This window comes from Streptomyces sp. NPDC089915 (assembly GCF_040684675.1).
Classification (GTDB): Bacteria; Actinomycetota; Actinomycetes; order Streptomycetales; family Streptomycetaceae; genus Streptomyces.
The window spans coordinates 23,818-39,470 of the sequence record NZ_JBFBGN010000060.1; the positions used below are offsets into that span (position 1 = coordinate 23,818).

Sequence of the window (15,653 nt, forward strand, 5' to 3'; positions counted from 1 at the left end):
CGCTTACGCCTCCTTGAAGGGGAAGCCGAGGTGACGGAGGAGCGCGCGGCCCTCAGCGTCGTTGGTCGCCGTGGTCACCACGGTGATGTCCATACCCCGGGTACGGTCGATCTTGTCCTGGTCGATCTCGTGGAACATGACCTGCTCGGTGAGACCGAAGGTGTAGTTGCCACGGCCGTCGAACTGCTTCGGCGACAGACCACGGAAGTCACGGATACGCGGCAGCGCGAGCGACAGCGTACGGTCCAGGAACTCCCACATGCGGTCACCACGGAGGGTGACGTGGCAGCCGATCGGCTGACCCTCACGCAGCTTGAACTGCGCGATGGACTTGCGGGCCTTCGTGACGGCCGGCTTCTGACCGGTGATCGTCGTCAGGTCGCGGATGGCACCGTCGATCAGCTTCGAGTCACGGGCGGCGTCGCCGACACCCATGTTCACGACGATCTTGACGAGGCCGGGAATCTGCATGACGTTCTCGTAGGAGAACTCTTCACGCATCTTGCCCGCGATCTCCTCGCGGTACTTCGTCTTCAGACGCGGAGTGGTAGCCATCAGATGTCCTCACCCGTGCGCTTGGCAACGCGGATCTTGTTGCCCTCGTCGTCGAAGCGGAAACCGACGCGGGTGACGACCTTCTTGCCGTCCTTCTCCACGACCAGCTGGACGTTGGACACGTGGACGGGGGCCTCGGTGATCACGATGCCGCCGGCCTGGTTCTGCCCAGCCTTGGTGTGCTTCTTGACCCGGTTGACACCCTCGACCAGGACGCGGGACTCGGTCGGGAAGGCCGCGATGACCTTGCCCTGCTTGCCCTTGTCCTTACCGGTGATGACCTGGACCAGGTCGCCCTTCTTGATCTTCATGCTTACAGCACCTCCGGCGCGAGCGAGATGATCTTCATGAACTTCTTCTCGCGCAGCTCACGGCCGACGGGGCCGAAGATACGGGTGCCGCGAGGGTCGCCGTCGTTCTTCAGAATGACGGCGGCGTTCTCGTCGAAGCGGATGTACGAGCCGTCCTGGCGGCGGCGCTCCTTGACGGTGCGAACGATGACCGCCTTGACGACGTCACCCTTCTTCACGTTGCCGCCGGGGATCGCGTCCTTGACGGTGGCGACGATGACGTCACCGATGCCCGCGTAGCGGCGACCGGAGCCACCGAGAACACGGATGCAAAGGATCTCCTTGGCACCAGTGTTGTCGGCGACACGCAGTCGCGACTCCTGCTGGATCACGTCTATCTCCTGTTTGTCTGCCGGTTCCCGGCCGGGGCTCCGTTGCGGAGCCCCGGCCGAGCCTGGCGGAACGAATCCGGGGGAAGCCCCCCGGAGTGATTACTTGGCCTTCTCGAGGATCTCGACGATGCGCCAGCGCTTGCTCGCCGACAGCGGACGCGTCTCCATGATGAGGACGCGGTCGCCGACGCCGGCAGCGTTCTGCTCGTCGTGAGCCTTGAGCTTGTTCGTACGACGGATGACCTTGCCGTACAGCGCGTGCTTGACGCGGTCCTCGACGGCGACGACGACGGTCTTGTCCATCTTGTCGCTGACGACCAGACCCTCGCGGGTCTTGCGGAAGCCGCGCTCGGTCTTCTCAGTCACGTTGTTCTCGCTCATCAGGCGCTCTCCACCGTCTCGATACCGAGCTCACGCTCGTGCATCAGGGTGTAGATGCGAGCGATGTCCTTACGGACGGACTTGAGCCGGCCGTTGTTCTCCAGCTGACCGGTGGCAGCCTGGAAACGGAGCTTGAACAGCTCCTCCTTGGCCTCGCGCAGCTTGGCAACGAGCTCCTCGTTGCCGAGCTCGCGGAGCTCGGACGCCTTGGTTCCCGTCGCCATCACGACTCACCTGCCTCGCGCTTGACGATGCGGCACTTCATCGGCAGCTTGTGGGCCGCACGAGTGAGAGCCTCACGCGCAATCTTTTCGTTCGGGTAGGACAGCTCGAACATGACCCGGCCCGGGTGCACGTTCGCGATCCACCACTCCGGGGAACCCTTACCGGAACCCATGCGGGTCTCGGCGGGCTTCTTCGTCAGCGGACGGTCCGGGTAGATGTTGATCCAGACCTTGCCGCCACGCTTGATGTGGCGGGTCATCGCGATACGAGCCGCCTCGATCTGGCGGTTCGTCACGTAGGCGGGGGTGAGCGCCTGGATGCCGTACTCGCCGAACGAGACCTCAGTACCGCCCTTGGCCATACCGCTGCGCTTCGGGTGGTGCTGCTTGCGGTGCTTGACCCTACGAGGGATCAGCATGTCGGTCAGGCCTCCGTTCCGGTGCTCTCAGCCGGAGCGGCGGCGGGAGCGTCGGCCTTGGGGGCCTCGGCACCAGCAGCCTGCTGCGGCTTGCGGCCACCACGGCCGCCGCGCTCGCCACCACGGCCACCACGGCCGGCGGGACGGTCGCCAGCGCCGGCGCCACGGGCCGGGCGGTTACCCGCACGGGCCGCAGCGTTCTCGGCGCGAACCTCGGCGATGTTCTTGACGTCGCCCTTGTAGATCCAGACCTTCACGCCGATACGGCCGAAGGTGGTCTTGGCCTCGAAGAAGCCGTAGTCCACGTTCGCGCGCAGCGTGTGCAGCGGCACACGACCCTCGCGGTAGAACTCGGAGCGGGACATCTCGGCGCCGCCGAGACGGCCGCCGCACTGGATCTTGATGCCCTTGGCGCCGGCCTTCATGGTGCCCTGCATGCTCTTGCGCATGGCACGACGGAAGGAGACGCGGGAGGAGAGCTGCTCGGCGACGGCCTGAGCAACCAGCTGAGCGTCGAGCTCGGGGTTCTTGACCTCGAGGATGTTCAGCTGGACCTGCTTGCCCGTGAGCTTCTCGAGGTCACCGCGGATGCGGTCGGCCTCGGCGCCGCGGCGGCCGATGACGATGCCGGGACGAGCGGTGTGGATGTCCACACGCACGCGGTCACGGGTGCGCTCGATCTCAACCTTCGAGATGCCGGCGCGCTCCATGCCGGACGTCATCATCCGACGGATGGCGACGTCTTCCTTGACGTAGTCCTTGTACAGCTTGTCGGCGTACCAGCGGGACTTGAAGTCCGTGGTGATGCCGAGTCGGAACCCGTGCGGGTTTACCTTCTGGCCCATTACCGGGAACCTTCCTTGCTGCTGACGACCACGGTGATGTGGCTGGTCCGCTTGCGGATCCGGTAGGCACGGCCCTGGGCACGCGGACGGAACCGCTTCAGGGTCGGGCCCTCGTCCACGTACGCCTCGCTGATGACCAGCGTGGAGGCGTCCGGGTGGTTGTAGTTGTGCGCGGCGTTGGCAATGGCGCTGTCCAGCACCTTGCCGACCGGCACGCTCGCGGCCTGCGGGGCGAAACGCAGGACCGCCTGAGCCTCCGTGGCATCCATGCCACGGATGAGGTCCACCACGCGGCGGGCCTTCATGGGCGTGACGCGGATGTACCGCGCCTGGGCCCTGGCTTCCATGGTTGTCCCTTCGGTGTTAGTCATAGTCGTAACCACCCCGCTACTAGCGGCGCTTCGACTTCCGGTCGTCCTTGACGTGGCCGCGGAAGGTGCGAGTCGGCGAGAACTCGCCGAGCTTGTGGCCGACCATCGACTCGGTGACGAACACCGGGACGTGGGTCTTGCCGTTGTGCACCGCGATGGTGTGACCCAGCATGCTGGGGATGATCATCGAGCGACGGGACCAGGTCTTGATGACGTTCTTGGTGCCGGCTTCGTTCTGGGCGTCCACCTTCTTTACGAGGTGGTCGTCGACGAAGGGCCCCTTCTTGAGACTGCGCGGCATCTAAACCCGCTCCTAGCGCTTCTTGTTCGTCTTGCGGCGGCGGACGATGTACTTGCTCGAAGCCTTCTTCGGCGAGCGAGTACGACCCTCCTTCTGACCCCACGGGGAGACCGGGTGGCGACCACCACTGGTCTTGCCCTCACCACCACCGTGCGGGTGGTCAACCGGGTTCATCGCGACACCGCGGACGGTCGGGCGAACGCCCTTCCAGCGCATGCGGCCGGCCTTGCCCCAGTTGATGTTCGACTGCTCGGCGTTGCCGACCTCGCCGACCGTGGCGCGGCAGCGCGCGTCGACGAGACGGATCTCACCGGACGGCATGCGGAGGTGGGCCATCACGCCCTCCTTCGCGAGCAGCTGCACGGAGGCACCGGCGGAACGCGCGAACTTGGCGCCGCCACCGGGGCGGAGCTCGATCGCGTGGATCGTGGTACCGACCGGGATGTTGCGGAGCGCGAGGTTGTTGCCCGGCTTGATGTCGGCCGTGGGGCCGTTCTCAATCCGGTCACCCTGCTGCAGACCGCGCGGCGCGATGATGTAGCGCTTCTCGCCGTCGGCGTAGTGCAGCAGCGCGATGCGCGCGGTGCGGTTGGGGTCGTACTCGATGTGCGCGACCTTGGCCGGCACGCCGTCCTTGTCGTGACGACGGAAGTCGATCACGCGGTAGGCGCGCTTGTGGCCACCGCCCTGGTGGCGAACGGTCACACGACCGGTGTTGTTACGGCCGCCCTTGCTGTGCAGGGGGCGGACCAGCGACTTCTCCGGCGTGGACCGCGTGATCTCGACAAAGTCGGCGACGCTGGAGCCACGACGGCCCGGGGTCGTCGGCTTGTACTTGCGGATACCCATTTCTCAGTCCTCGTCCGATTCCGGACGACTAGACCTCCGTTAGGAGGCCTGGCCGCCGAAGATGTCGATACGGTTGCCCTCGGCAAGGGTCACGATGGCGCGCTTGGTGTTGGCGCGCTTGCCGAAACCGGTCTTGGTGCGCTTGCGCTTACCCTGACGGTTGATCGTGTTGACCCCGGTGACCTTGACCGAGAAGACCGCCTCGACGGCCTGCTTGATCTGGGTCTTGTTGGCGCCGGGCGCGACGATGAACGTGTACTTGTTCTCGTCCAGCAGCGCGTAGCTCTTCTCCGAGACGACCGGCTTGATCAGCAGGTCGCGCGGGTCGGTGAAGGTCTTGCTGGTAACGGTCGCCTCAGACATCAGGCCTCGTTCCCTTCGGTCTCATCGGCCTTGGGGCCAGACACGAAGGACTCGAGCGCGGCCTGGGTGAAGACCACGTCGTCAGAGACGATCACGTCGTACGTGTTCAGCTGGCCCGGCTCCAGGATGTGAACCTGGGGCAGGTTGCGGGCGGACAGCCACGCCAGCTCGTCAGAGCGCTCGGCGACCAGGAGCAGGTTCTTGCGCTCCGAGATCTTGCCGAACAGCGTCTTCGCGGCCTTGGTGGAGGCGGCACCCTCGACCACGCCGGTGACGACGTGGATGCGGGAGTGACGCGCACGGTCCGAGAGGGCACCGCGGAGGGCGGCGGCCTTCATCTTCTTCGGGGTGCGCTGCGAGTAGTCACGCGGCTGCGGGCCGTGGACGACGCCACCGCCGGCGAACTGCGGAGCGCGGGTCGAACCCTGACGGGCGCGGCCGGTGCCCTTCTGGCGGTACGGCTTCTTGCCACCACCACGGACTTCGCCACGGGTCTTGGTCTTGTGCGTGCCCTGACGGGCAGCGGCCAGCTGGGCGACGACGACCTGGTGGATCAGCGGAACGCTGGTCTTCGCGTCGAAGATCTCCGCGGGGAGCTCGACGGTACCGGCCTTGTCGCCAGCCGGCGAAAGGATGTCAATGGTGCTCATTACCTCAAGCCCCCTTGGCCGCGGTACGGACCAGGACGAGGCCGCCGTTCGGACCGGGGACCGCGCCCTTGATGAGGAGCAGACCCTTCTCCGCGTCAACCGCGTGGATGGTCAGGTTCTGGGTGGTGACGCGCTCGTTACCCATGCGACCGGCCATGCGCATGCCCTTGAAGACACGCCCAGGGGTGGCGCAGCCACCGATCGAACCGGGGGAGCGGTGCTTGCGCTGCACACCGTGACCGGCGCCGAGGCCCCGGAAGTTGTGGCGCTTCATGACACCGGCGAAGCCCTTGCCCTTGCTGTTGCCCGTGACGTCAACCTTGACGCCGGACTCGAACACGGCAGCCGTGATCTCCTGGCCGAGCGTGTACTCGCTGGCGTCGGAGGTACGGAGCTCCACCAGGTGGCGGCGCGGGGTCACGTCGGCCTTGGCGAAGTGGCCCTTGAGGGGCTTGTTCACCTTGCGCGGGTCGATCTCGCCGAAGGCGATCTGGACCGACTCGTAGCCGTCGATGTCGTTGGTACGGACCTGGGTGACAACACAGGGCCCGGCCTTGACGACGGTCACCGGGACGACACGGTTGTTCTCGTCCCAGACCTGGGTCATGCCGAGCTTCTCGCCCAGGACGCCCTTGATCTGCTTTGCCATCTTCTCGACGCCTCTCAGAGCTTGATCTCGATGTCAACGCCGGCCGGAAGGTCCAGGCGCATCAGCGAGTCAACGGTCTTGGGCGTCGGGTCGAGGATGTCGATCAGGCGCTTGTGCGTGCGCATCTCGAAGTGCTCGCGCGAGTCCTTGTACTTGTGCGGCGACTTGATGACGCAGTACACGTTCTTCTCAGTGGGCAGCGGCACCGGGCCCGCGACCGACGCACCAGTGCGGGTCACCGTCTCGACGATCTTCTTCGCCGAGGAGTCGATGACCTCGTGGTCGTAGGCCTTGAGCCGGATGCGGATCTTCTGTCCCGCCATGGCTACTCCGTAGTCCTGTCTCGTGTGGAAACGCTCTGGCTCCCGGTCGGCCGCGGAACGGGGTTCCGCTGCCTCTCCTCCGACCCACGCGGTCGGGCGTGTCGCACTCCCTCCGAGAAAATCCCCATACGGGAACTCCCTCATCAAAGGGGGTGCGGCCCTGAGCCGCGCATCGGGGGAGAAACACCCACCGAGTGCCTGGTGCGGACCGTGCTGACACTTCCCAGAAGATTCCCGTACGTCCGTCCTCATTGCTGCCCCGAGAGGCAGATTAAGGACGACGAGTACCGTGGGACTCGCTTCCGGTCCTCCCGGCGGGAGGCGCGCAGCATCGGCACACAGCCGAGCAACTTGAGTAGTCTGCCATACGAGACACGTACCTGGCCAATCGGGCCGAAGAGAATACCCCGCCGAGCGATCACGTCAAACCGCGGCACGCGACGGGGATCCCTGGTCAGGACCGGTCAGGACCGTGAGGCGGTCCTGCACCCCTCGGAATGGACGGGGCCGGTTCGGTCGTACGGGTCCGTGAGCTCTCCCGAGGCCTTCGTTCCGCTCGGCGGCTCCTGCGGGAAGTCCGGGTGCAGGAAGCCCCCGGTCGCCTCGCACTGCACGTTCGACCACTCCGAGTCGTACTTCCGCAGCTGGAGCCGACCCTCGGTGGTGTCCCAGCGCGCGGGGTCGAGCAGCGCGAAGGTGACCTGGCGGCGCACGATGGTCCGCTGCACGCTGCCGTCCCCCTTCGTCATGGGGTGGACGAAGGTGTAGTCCGTCACCACGAGGGCCTCCCCCGGCTCGCCCGCCTCCACGCGCATGCTGCCGTTCACCTTGACCACGTCACCGGCCGGCCGGACCTCCGCCGGGTCGAACCGGGTGAACAGGGTGACCGGGGAGTTCTCCGTGCCCGGCTGTGCGAGGGAGCGCTCCACGCGCTGCGGAACCTCGGGCTGGCGCGGGTCCAGCAGCTCCAGGGCCGCCCTGGGACGCTCCCCGCGCAGCACCGCCGGGTCCAGGTTGGACGCCACCAGGAACTGCTTGGCCTTCGCCAGCCCCTGGGCGACCTGCGCCTCGCCCAGCCCGCCGACGGCGGTGGCGGCCGGCACCTCGATGGCCGCCGCCCCCTCGGCCCACCGCGCGGCCGGCGAACCGCGGAAGGGGTCCTTCAGCGTCGGCCGGTCCGGGTGCGCGGCCTCCCGGCGGGCCTCCGCCTTCCCCGTCAGCCGGTCGATGACCAGCTCCGGCCGCAGGGCCACCAGCGCGAGCCCCGCGATGACGGCGATCGCCGCCGCGGCCTTGAGCCGCCGCTTGCCCCGCCCGCGGCCCTCCATCTCCTGCCAGGCGGGCCCCGCACGCCAGCCGGGCGGGTCCCCCGCGCCCGGCTTGGGCCCCCGGCCGAACCGGCGCCGGCCCGTCCGCGTCCGTTCCTCCTCCTCGCGCCGCAGCCGTGCGGTGACCATCCGCGCCCGCGCCGACGGCTCCTTCGGCGCGCCGGCGCCCTCCCGCGCGACCTCCTCGCTGAAGCGCGCCCACTCCTCGTCGGATATCTCCGACCGCCCGTCGCCCTGCCGGTCCATGCTTCCCACCCCTGAACGTCCCTCACTCACACGGAAGGGCCCCTCCCCCGCCGCCGGAGCGGTGGGGAAGGGGCCCTCACGTCAAACATGGTGCCCGCTGGTGCGAGCTACCAGGTCAGAACACGAATTACTTCGTGATCTTGGTGACCTGGCCGGCGCCGACCGTACGACCACCCTCACGGATGGCGAACTTCAGGCCCTCCTCCATGGCGACCGGCTGGATCAGCGCGACCGTCATGTCGGTGTTGTCGCCCGGCATGACCATCTCGGTGCCCTCGGGGAGGGTCACGACGCCGGTCACGTCCGTGGTACGGAAGTAGAACTGCGGGCGGTAGTTGTTGAAGAACGGGGTGTGACGGCCACCCTCGTCCTTCGACAGGATGTACGCGGCGGCCTCGAACTCGGTGTGCGGCGTGACCGAACCGGGCTTGATGATGACCTGGCCGCGCTCGACGTCCTCGCGCTTGATGCCACGGAGGAGCAGACCGACGTTCTCACCGGCCTGGCCCTCGTCGAGCAGCTTGCGGAACATCTCGATGCCGGTGACCGTGGTGGTGGTCTTCTCCTGCTTGATGCCGATGATGTCAACGGTCTCGTTGACCTTCAGGACACCACGCTCGATGCGGCCGGTGACGACGGTGCCACGACCGGTGATCGTGAAGACGTCCTCGACGGGCATCAGGAACGGCTTGTCGGTGTCACGCGGCGGGGTCGGGATGGCCTCGTCCACGGCGTCCATCAGGCCGAGGAGCTTGTCGCCCCACTCCTTGTCGCCCTCGAGCGCCTTGAGCGCGGAGACCTGGACGACCGGCAGGTCGTCGCCCGGGAAGTCGTACTCGGAGAGCAGCTCACGGACCTCGAGCTCGACGAGCTCCAGGATCTCCTCGTCGTCCACCATGTCGGCCTTGTTCAGGGCGACGACGATGTACGGAACGCCGACCTGGCGGGCCAGGAGCACGTGCTCCTTGGTCTGCGGCATCGGGCCGTCGGTGGCGGCGACCACGAGGATGGCGCCGTCCATCTGCGCGGCACCGGTGATCATGTTCTTGATGTAGTCCGCGTGACCCGGGCAGTCGACGTGGGCGTAGTGACGCGCCTCGGTCTGGTACTCGACGTGCGCGATGGAGATGGTGATACCGCGCTGGCGCTCCTCAGGAGCCTTGTCGATCTGGTCGAACGCCGACGCCGCGTTCAGGTCCGGGTACTTGTCGTGCAGCACCTTGGTAATGGCGGCCGTGAGGGTCGTCTTACCGTGGTCAATGTGACCGATGGTGCCGATGTTGACGTGCGGCTTAGTCCGCTCGAACTTCGCCTTCGCCACGGGGGTCCTCCTGAGTTTTTCTGTACGCCTTGATCGTCGGCGCCAGGTGATCTTTGCTGGATAGCCGGTTCCCCCGGGGCAGCGGGAGGGTTACTCCTGATGCCCCAGAGGCTCCGGTGGCAAGCCTAAAGCGTGAACTCCGAAGAGTTACTCGCCCTTGGCCTTCGCGATGATCTCCTCAGCGACGTTCCGGGGAACCTCGGCGTAGGAGTCGAACTGCATCGAGTAGCTGGCGCGACCCGAGGTCTTGCTGCGGAGGTCTCCGACGTAGCCGAACATCTCCGAAAGCGGCACGAGGCCCTTGACGATCTTGGCTCCGTGACGGTCCTCCATGGCCTGGATCTGGCCACGGCGGGAGTTGATGTCACCGATGACGTCGCCCATGGACTCCTCCGGCGTGGTGACCTCGACGGCCATCATCGGCTCGAGGAGCACGGGAGAAGCCTTGCGCGCGGCCTCCTTGAAGGCCTGCGAACCGGCGATCTTGAAGGCGAGCTCGGAGGAGTCGACCTCGTGGTAGCCACCGTCGAGAAGCGTGACGCGGACGCCCGTCATCTCGTAGCCGGCGAGGATGCCGAACTGCATGGCCTCCTGCGCACCGGCGTCGACCGAAGGGATGTACTCCTTCGGCACGCGGCCACCGGTGACCTTGTTCACGAACTCGTACGCCGGACCATCGGCGTCCGTGATCGGCTCGATCGCGATCTGCACCTTGGCGAACTGACCGGTACCACCGGTCTGCTTCTTGTGGGTGTAGTCGTGACGCTCGACGGCCTTGCGGATCGTCTCGCGGTACGCGACCTGCGGCTTGCCGACGTTGGCGACGACCTTGAACTCGCGCTTCATACGGTCGACCAGCACCTCGAGGTGCAGCTCGCCCATACCGCCGAGGATGGTCTGGCCGGTCTCCTCGTCCGAGTGGACGTGGAACGACGGGTCCTCTTCCGCGAGACGCTGGATGGCGACACCCAGCTTCTCCTGGTCGCCCTTGGAGGCGGGCTCGATGGCGACCTGGATGACCGGAGCCGGGAAGTCCATGGACTCCAGGATCACGGGTGCCTTGTCGTCACACAGCGTCTCACCGGTGGTGGTCTGCTTCAGGCCCATGACGGCGACGATGTCGCCGGCGCCCACCGCGTCGATCTCCTCACGCTTGTTCGCGTGCATGCGGTAGATCTTGCCGATGCGCTCCTTCTTGCCCTTGACGGAGTTCAGCACCGCGGTGCCGGCCTCCAGGCGGCCCGAGTAAACCCGGACGAAGGTGAGCTTGCCGAGGTGCGGGTCGCTCATGATCTTGAACGCGAGCGCGGCGAGGGGCTCCTCGTCCGACGGCTTGCGCTTCACGACGACCTCGGCGTCCTTGACGTCGTGGCCCTCGATGGCCTCGATGTCGAGCGGCGACGGGAGGTAGCGCACGACGGCGTCGAGCAGGGGCTGGACGCCCTTGTTCTTGAACGCCGTACCGCAGAACACCGCGGTGATCGTGGGCTCGCCCTTGCCCTTGCCGGAGCCGAGGATGATGCGGCGGACGGCCGCGTGCAGCTGCTCGGCGGTGGGCTCGACGCCCTCCAGGAACAGCTCCATCATCTCTTCGTCGTTCTCGGCGACCTGCTCGACGAGGGTGGCGCGCCACTCCTCGGCAAGCTCGGTGTGCGAGGCCGGGATGTCGACGACGTCGTACATCTCGCCCTTGGTGGCCTCGGCGGACCACACGAGGGCCTTCATGCGGACGAGGTCGACCACGCCCTGGAAGTCGGCCTCGGCGCCGATCGGCAGCTGCATGACGATCGGAACCGCACCGAGGCGGTCCTTGATCATGTCGACGCAGCGCATGAACTCGGCACCGGTGCGGTCGAGCTTGTTGACGAAGCAGATGCGCGGGACGCCGTAGCGGTCCGCCTGACGCCAAACGGTCTCGGACTGCGGCTCGACGCCGGCCACACCGTCGAACACGGTGACGGCGCCGTCGAGGACGCGGAGCGAACGCTCCACCTCGACGGTGAAGTCGACGTGACCCGGGGTGTCGATGATGTTGATGGTGTGGTCAACATCTTCGAGCGGCCAGTGGCAGGTGGTAGCGGCAGACGTGATGGTGATACCACGCTCCTGCTCCTGCTCCATCCAGTCCATCGTGGCGGCGCCGTCGTGGACCTCACCGATCTTGTACGACACACCGGTGTAGAACAGGATGCGCTCGGTGGTGGTCGTCTTGCCCGCGTCGATGTGAGCCATGATGCCGATGTTGCGCACCTTGGCCAGGTCAAGCGAAGTGGTAGCCATAAGGCTTCAGTCTTCTCTCGGTCTCGATGTGGGTTGCGACTACCAGCGGTAGTGCGCGAAGGCCTTGTTGGACTCGGCCATCTTGTGCGTGTCCTCGCGCTTCTTGACGGCCGCACCGAGGCCGTTCGAGGCGTCGAGAAGCTCGTTCATCAGGCGCTCGGTCATGGTCTTCTCGCGGCGGGCGCGGGAGTAACCCACGAGCCAGCGGAGGGCCAGGGTCGACTGGCGACCCGGCTTGACCTCGACGGGAACCTGGTAGGTCGCGCCACCGACACGGCGGGACTTGACCTCGAGGGACGGCTTGACGTTCTCCAGCGCGCGCTTCAGCGTGATGACCGGGTCGTTGCCGGTCTTCTCGCGGAGGCCTTCCATGGCGCCGTAAACGATGCGCTCGGCGGTGGAGCGCTTGCCGTTCAGGAGGATCTTGTTGATGAGCGAGGTCACCAGAGGAGAGGCGTAGACCGGGTCGATGATGACCGGGCGCTTCGGGGCGGGGCCCTTACGAGGCATTCTTACTTCTCCTTCTTGGCGCCGTAGCGGCTGCGGGCCTGCTTGCGGTTCTTGACAGCCTGGGTGTCAAGCGCACCGCGGATGATCTTGTAACGAACACCCGGCAGGTCCTTCACACGGCCACCACGCACGAGCACGATGGAGTGCTCCTGCAGGTTGTGTCCCTCACCCGGAATGTAAGCGGTGACCTCGATGCCGGAGGTCAGACGCACACGCGCGACCTTACGGAGCGCCGAGTTCGGCTTCTTCGGGGTGGTCGTGAACACACGCGTGCAGACACCACGACGCTGAGGCGAAGCCTCGAGCGCGGGGGTCTTCGTCTTCTCGACCTTGTCCTGCCGGCCCTTCCGGACCAGCTGCTGGATCGTAGGCACTACTTCTCCGGTTTCTGTGTGCCGTGTAGTGAAGCTAACCTGGAACTTTTCCGACCCACGCGGTCGGGTGTGTCGGATCCGGCGGAGCTCCGCGCAAGCGCGGAGACGCATGAATCTCGGTGGCCGATGCGGCTCGCCACGCGGTTGATGGACACGCGCGGGAGCCCAGGCACACCCCAGGCACAAGGTCTGAGCGTACCCACCGCATCCACTCCGGTCAAAACATAAGCCTCGCCGCCACCGGCCGCACGGCCGCGCAGCTCAGACGCCCCTTGGGTGTGGCGTGTCGGAGCCGGGGCGGCCGCGCGCAGGTCACACCGGCGTGGTAGTGCGGGCGAACTACACTGCCAGCGAATCCCAGCGAGTCAGTTCAAAACGTACGAGCGCCAGGAGCAGGACATTGGGGACGGTCACCTCGGAGCCGAAGACGGCCGCATCCCCGCCCCCCGGCGGGCCCGCCCCGTCGCCGCGGCGGCGCGCCCTCCTCTCCCGCCTGTACGGGCCGCTGCTCGCCTTCCTCCTCACCTCGGGGGCCTTCTGCGCGGCCTGGGCGGCCCGCGGCAGCTTCCCCTTCGGCAACACCGGCCGGGCCATCAACGACCAGGCCAACCAGTACGTGCCGTTCCACCGGGCCCTGTGGGACCTGGTCCACGGCCAGGCCGCCGGCGACGTCCTCTTCAGCTGGCGCGGCGGCTTCGGACAGCAGTTCCTGTCCGACTACTACACCTACCTCGGCAACCCGTTCTCCTGGCTCGCCGTGCTCGTCCCGCGCGCCCACGTGGACCTGGCCGTCTTCCTGATCACCCCGGTGACCATGGGCGCGGCCGCCGCGCTGATGACGGTCTACCTGGGCAAGCTCCAGGCCGGCCCGTGGTGGCAGCGCGGGGTCCTCGGCGCCTGCTACGGCCTGTGCGGCTGGGCGCTGAGCGACGCCTCGTACATCCCGATGTGGCTGTGGGGCCTGGTGGCCCTCCCCCTGCTCGGCATCGCCGTGGAATGGTGCCTGGAGGGCCGCCGCTGGCCGGGCGCCGCCCTGCTCGTCGCCCTCGCCTGGTACGGGAACTTCTACACGGCGATGATGGCCACGATGGCCGCCTGCGTGCTGCTGGCCGTCCGGATGCTGACCCTGGACATGACGGGCGCGCAGCGCCTGCGCGCCCTGTGGCGCGCGGCCACCGCCGCCGGTACCGGCATCCTCCTCACCCTCCCGCTGCTCCTGCCGTCGTTCCTCTCCAGCGGCGCCTCGCAGCCCACGAAGGCCGCGGCCTTCGACCCGGTGCGCGTCGACGTCTTCCTGGCGGGCATGCTCCCGGCCACCCACCTGTGGGGCGGCCGGCCACGGCTGTACGTGGCCTCGCTGGGCCTGATCCTGGCGGGCTCGTTCCTGCTGAACAGCCGGATCGCCGGGCGCACCCGGCTGGTCTGGGCGGCGGCCACCCTGCTCGTCCTGGTCTCCTTCCAGTTCCCGCCGACCCAGTACGTCTGGCACGGCCTGGCGGTGCCGAACGGCAACCCGTACCGCGAGGCCTTCGTGTTCAGCGGGATGGTCGTGGTGCTGGCCTGGCTGGCCCTGGCCAACCGCCCGCGGCCGCTGCACCTGGCCCTGGCGGCCGCCCTCCTCGTCGTCGCCGCCTTCGTGCTGCGCCACACCAACGACTTCGGCGGCTGGACCTGGCCGGCCGTCCTGGGCGGCGGCGCGCTCTCCCTCCTGGCGCTGACGCTGCTCTCGCTGGGCGAGAAGCGACGCGTGCTGGTCCCGGTCGCCGCGGTGCTGATGATCGGCGTGGTCTTCGCCGAATCCACGGTCGCGGCGGCCAACGCGGACGCCCGCCGCTCCCGCGAACGCTGGGCGGCGCCGGCCCCGACCTCCAACCGGTCGATCACGAACCACTACGAAGCGGTCCGGAAGGTGGACGGCTGGCCCGCGTACCGGACGGATTCGGGCGCGCCGCAGACCTCGTACAACGACGCCCTGGCCCTTCGGGCGGAGGGCCCGCAGTACTACAGCAGCTACCTGCCGGAGGCCACGTACAAGGCCCTGGAGCCCCTGGGCTACGGCTACAAGAACGACGGCCGGACCTTCTTCGGCGCCGACAACCCGGTGCTCGACGCGATCTTCTCCATCGGCGCCCGGGTCCGCCCGGGCACCGCCCCCGGCACCTGGACGGCGGCGAAGCAGCCGGCCCCGCCCCTGGTGACGGTCCGCCCGGCCGCGTACACCTCCCCCAACCCCGCGGAGAGCGTCTACGCCCGCCAGGAGAACGTCCTGGGCGCGACGGTCTACGAGGTCCCCGCGGCCGCCCGTACGGGCACGGACACCTCCCAGACCTACACGGCCGCCTGCACCCCGGGCACGGAGGCCTACTGGTACTCCCCCGCCCTCTACGGCACCCTCCGCACCGGCTCCCGCTCCCTCCCCCTGGAGGACCGCATGACCGGCGTCCTCCCCCTGGGCCCGGTCCCCGCGTCGGGCACGGTCACGGCGACGGTCGAAACCCGCACCGAGAACGCCACCGCCGGCCCGAACCCGATCGGCTGCCTGAACCGCGCGGCCCTGGACACCCGCGTCCGCGACCTCACCACCACGGGCGCCACCGCGGTCCAGGTCGGCGGCCACACCATCGAGGCCACCCTCCCGGCGACCGCCACCGGCACCGCCGTCTTCGCGATGACGGACATCCCGGGCTGGCAGTGCTCCTCCCCCACGGCGGACTTCCACGGCCTCCTGGCCGTCCCCCTCACCCCGGGCACCCGCCACCTCTCCTGCACCTACACCCCCAAGGGCCTCACCCCGGGCCTGGCGGCGGCCACCCTGGCCCTCCTGACCCTCGCCTCGGTCACCACGGCCGGCTACGTCCGCCGCCGACGCGAGCGCCTCTGACGGGGAGCGGGCCGCCGCCCACCCCCCGGCGGGCCCCCCCGGCCCCCCCCCCCCGCCACCCAGAAGGCCCCCCCCACACCACACCGGGGGGGGGGGGGGTC

20 protein-coding genes are annotated in these 15,653 nt (G+C 67.9%); 1 reads left to right on the forward strand and 19 read right to left on the reverse strand.

What is annotated here, in order from left to right; translation table 11 throughout:
• Nucleotides 1–3: 3 nt before the first annotated feature.
• From rplE to rpsL, 19 genes are all read right to left on the reverse strand, one after another.
• A complete protein-coding gene (rplE, locus tag AB0O29_RS19375) occupies nt 4–555 on the reverse strand; it encodes a 50S ribosomal protein L5 (RefSeq protein ID WP_358893649.1) in 552 nt (183 codons plus the stop codon).
• The gene (gene rplX / locus AB0O29_RS19380) at nt 555–866 is read right to left on the reverse strand and encodes a 50S ribosomal protein L24 (RefSeq protein WP_007265909.1); all 312 of its coding nucleotides are present in this window, start codon (nt 864–866) and stop codon (nt 555–557) included. The genes rplE and rplX overlap by 1 nt, the downstream gene beginning before the upstream one ends.
• Before the next feature lie 2 nt (nt 867–868).
• Entirely contained in the window at nt 869–1,237 is a 369-nt protein-coding gene (gene rplN, locus AB0O29_RS19385; protein ID WP_003956455.1) for a 50S ribosomal protein L14, read from the reverse strand.
• Between the two features lie 99 nt (nt 1,238–1,336).
• Complete coding sequence (rpsQ, locus tag AB0O29_RS19390; RefSeq protein WP_030008467.1) at nt 1,337–1,618, reverse strand: 30S ribosomal protein S17; 282 nt, start codon at nt 1,616–1,618, stop codon at nt 1,337–1,339.
• Nucleotides 1,618–1,842 carry a 50S ribosomal protein L29 gene (rpmC, locus tag AB0O29_RS19395; RefSeq protein WP_079429299.1) on the reverse strand — a complete coding sequence of 75 codons (225 nt, stop codon included), beginning with the start codon at nt 1,840–1,842 and terminating at the stop codon, nt 1,618–1,620. Before rpmC ends, rpsQ begins: the two co-directional genes overlap by 1 nt.
• Nucleotides 1,842–2,261, reverse strand: a complete 420-nt coding sequence (rplP, locus tag AB0O29_RS19400; protein WP_007265906.1) for a 50S ribosomal protein L16 — start codon at nt 2,259–2,261, stop codon at nt 1,842–1,844. Before rplP ends, rpmC begins: the two co-directional genes overlap by 1 nt.
• A 5-nt stretch (nt 2,262–2,266) precedes the next feature.
• A complete protein-coding gene (gene rpsC, locus AB0O29_RS19405) occupies nt 2,267–3,106 on the reverse strand; it encodes a 30S ribosomal protein S3 (RefSeq protein WP_007265905.1) in 840 nt (279 codons plus the stop codon).
• Nucleotides 3,106–3,453, reverse strand: coding sequence for a 50S ribosomal protein L22 (rplV, locus tag AB0O29_RS19410; protein WP_007265904.1), 348 nt, complete (start codon nt 3,451–3,453; stop codon nt 3,106–3,108). Before rplV ends, rpsC begins: the two co-directional genes overlap by 1 nt.
• Before the next feature lie 43 nt (nt 3,454–3,496).
• Nucleotides 3,497–3,778 (reverse strand): 30S ribosomal protein S19, encoded by a 282-nt coding sequence (gene rpsS / locus AB0O29_RS19415; protein ID WP_007265903.1) that lies wholly within the window; start codon nt 3,776–3,778, stop codon nt 3,497–3,499.
• A 12-nt stretch (nt 3,779–3,790) separates the two neighbouring features.
• A complete protein-coding gene (rplB, locus tag AB0O29_RS19420; protein ID WP_007265902.1) occupies nt 3,791–4,627 on the reverse strand; it encodes a 50S ribosomal protein L2 in 837 nt (278 codons plus the stop codon).
• Between the two features lie 39 nt (nt 4,628–4,666).
• Nucleotides 4,667–4,990, reverse strand: coding sequence for a 50S ribosomal protein L23 (rplW, locus tag AB0O29_RS19425; protein ID WP_007265901.1), 324 nt, complete (start codon nt 4,988–4,990; stop codon nt 4,667–4,669).
• Entirely contained in the window at nt 4,990–5,640 is a 651-nt protein-coding gene (gene rplD, locus AB0O29_RS19430) for a 50S ribosomal protein L4 (RefSeq protein ID WP_007265900.1), read from the reverse strand. The genes rplW and rplD overlap by 1 nt, the downstream gene beginning before the upstream one ends.
• Before the next feature lie 4 nt (nt 5,641–5,644).
• Nucleotides 5,645–6,289, reverse strand: a complete 645-nt coding sequence (gene rplC, locus AB0O29_RS19435) for a 50S ribosomal protein L3 (RefSeq protein WP_045945285.1) — start codon at nt 6,287–6,289, stop codon at nt 5,645–5,647.
• Between the two features lie 14 nt (nt 6,290–6,303).
• Nucleotides 6,304–6,612, reverse strand: coding sequence for a 30S ribosomal protein S10 (rpsJ, locus tag AB0O29_RS19440; protein WP_003948644.1), 309 nt, complete (start codon nt 6,610–6,612; stop codon nt 6,304–6,306).
• A gap of 464 nt (nt 6,613–7,076) precedes the next feature.
• A complete protein-coding gene (locus tag AB0O29_RS19445) occupies nt 7,077–8,186 on the reverse strand; it encodes a hypothetical protein (protein ID WP_365153149.1) in 1,110 nt (369 codons plus the stop codon).
• Between the two features lie 127 nt (nt 8,187–8,313).
• Nucleotides 8,314–9,507, reverse strand: coding sequence for an elongation factor Tu (gene tuf, locus AB0O29_RS19450; RefSeq protein ID WP_365153150.1), 1,194 nt, complete (start codon nt 9,505–9,507; stop codon nt 8,314–8,316).
• A 147-nt stretch (nt 9,508–9,654) separates the two neighbouring features.
• Complete coding sequence (fusA, locus tag AB0O29_RS19455) at nt 9,655–11,787, reverse strand: elongation factor G (RefSeq protein ID WP_042812323.1); 2,133 nt, start codon at nt 11,785–11,787, stop codon at nt 9,655–9,657.
• A 39-nt stretch (nt 11,788–11,826) separates the two neighbouring features.
• Nucleotides 11,827–12,297, reverse strand: coding sequence for a 30S ribosomal protein S7 (gene rpsG / locus AB0O29_RS19460; protein ID WP_007265894.1), 471 nt, complete (start codon nt 12,295–12,297; stop codon nt 11,827–11,829).
• Nucleotides 12,298–12,299: 2 nt separating this feature from the next.
• A complete protein-coding gene (gene rpsL, locus AB0O29_RS19465; protein ID WP_007265893.1) occupies nt 12,300–12,671 on the reverse strand; it encodes a 30S ribosomal protein S12 in 372 nt (123 codons plus the stop codon).
• 400 nt (nt 12,672–13,071) lie between these two features.
• Between rpsL and AB0O29_RS19470 the strand changes: the two genes are divergently transcribed.
• A complete protein-coding gene (locus tag AB0O29_RS19470) occupies nt 13,072–15,552 on the forward strand; it encodes a YfhO family protein (RefSeq protein WP_365153151.1) in 2,481 nt (826 codons plus the stop codon).
• The last annotated feature ends 101 nt before the right edge of the window (nt 15,553–15,653 follow it).